2 protein-coding genes are annotated in these 1,344 nt (G+C 51.6%); one reads left to right on the forward strand and one right to left on the reverse strand.

The genetic code is table 11. From position 1 onward, the window contains the following. On the forward strand, positions 1–289 hold a 289-nt coding region (locus B3W37_RS11570; RefSeq protein WP_483175866.1), incomplete at its 5' end, for a hypothetical protein. A 141-nt stretch (positions 290–430) separates the two neighbouring features. Here the strand turns inward: B3W37_RS11570 and B3W37_RS11575 are convergent. Then, positions 431–1,117 carry an MBL fold metallo-hydrolase gene (locus B3W37_RS11575; RefSeq protein WP_481039591.1) on the reverse strand — a complete coding sequence of 229 codons (687 nt, stop codon included), beginning with the start codon at positions 1,115–1,117 and terminating at the stop codon, positions 431–433. Positions 1,118–1,344 lie beyond the last annotated feature (227 nt).

Here is a 1,344-nt window from a genome sequence, read left to right on the forward strand (position 1 = left end):
TTATATCGGCGGGGTTGCTGTTCACCCTATTTATCCGGGTGTAGATCCGCGCAAACCCATTATCCCCTATGGAACCATGATATATCTGGAGGAACCCATCACTGTACAGGGCCGTGAAATGTCAGCCTTCAAAGTCTTCGATACCGGGGATATATATTACGGGCGCTATGGCGCCACCCCTTATTGGATTGATGTCTTCCTGGGACGCGGCAATTATTACAGCGATCGCAGCGCTGGGGAATTCGGCATCAAAACTGTCGATTATTACTGGTATGAACCGTGGCGATAACTGGAGCAGCAAGGCCCTGAACGGCATAATTCCGCCCCGCCCCGCGCTTTACGGCAGCGCATGGCGGCCTTAGACCGTATCGATGCGGTAAATTCCAATTCCGATTATTTATATGCTACAAATCCAGCCCGGCCAGTTTATCTAGCGGCTGAAGCGGTGCAAATAACCCTGAATATATTCGCTAACCGCGCCGGCAGGCGAATAAATGCCAAAATGCCCCTCGCAGAGAATATCCGCATTTAAAGCCAGGAGCTTTTCCATGGATTTCTTCCACTGCACCTTGTCAGAACCCCACTCTTTGGTAAAAGGGCCATGTATATCCTGGCCGAACAGAATGCGCTGTTTATCGATATCCACATAGACCGCGATACTTCCCGGGGTGTGTCCCGGGGTATGGACGCAATGCAGGGCCAAATCCCCAATCATCACGGTTTCGTCGCCGCAAATAACCCGGTCCACCTTGACTCCCCGATACTTCACCCCATACCAGGCGGCAGCGGTAAGCTCGGGCCGGCCTTCTTCTATAGCCGGCAGTTCCAGGCGATGGGCAATGACTTTCGCTCCCAGGATATCCTTGAAAGCCTCAAGCCCGCCGATATGGTCGATATGCCCGTGGGTCACAATAATCGTTTTGATGTAATCAAGGTTTAACCCGCTGTACGCCATATTATCCATGATCTGAGCTACGCTGCCCCCTGCTCCGGTATCAATCAAGCAGGATGAACCGGGTGCTTCCACCAGATAAACCAGACAATCCTCGGCATCAGACAGTCTTCCGCCTCCCACCTGATATACACACGGCGCTATTTCTACAACTTTTTTTCTCATGTCTTATCCCCTTGTCCGCACATTATCTAAATTATGCAAAATATCTCTTTTAGATTACCTCTACCGCTGTGGCTTTTCAAATAATCTGTGGCGTCTGGAGACAGGCAGGAGCGTTTTAAGACCGGGGCAGTTTTTCAAAACCCGGCTCCACTTGCGTCCAAGCAAAAACAGCAGAGCGGGCGACGGAAGCGAAGGGCAAGGCCTGAAATAGGCCCGCGATTGAGGCG

The organism is Syntrophomonas sp. UBA5494 (assembly GCF_002426325.1).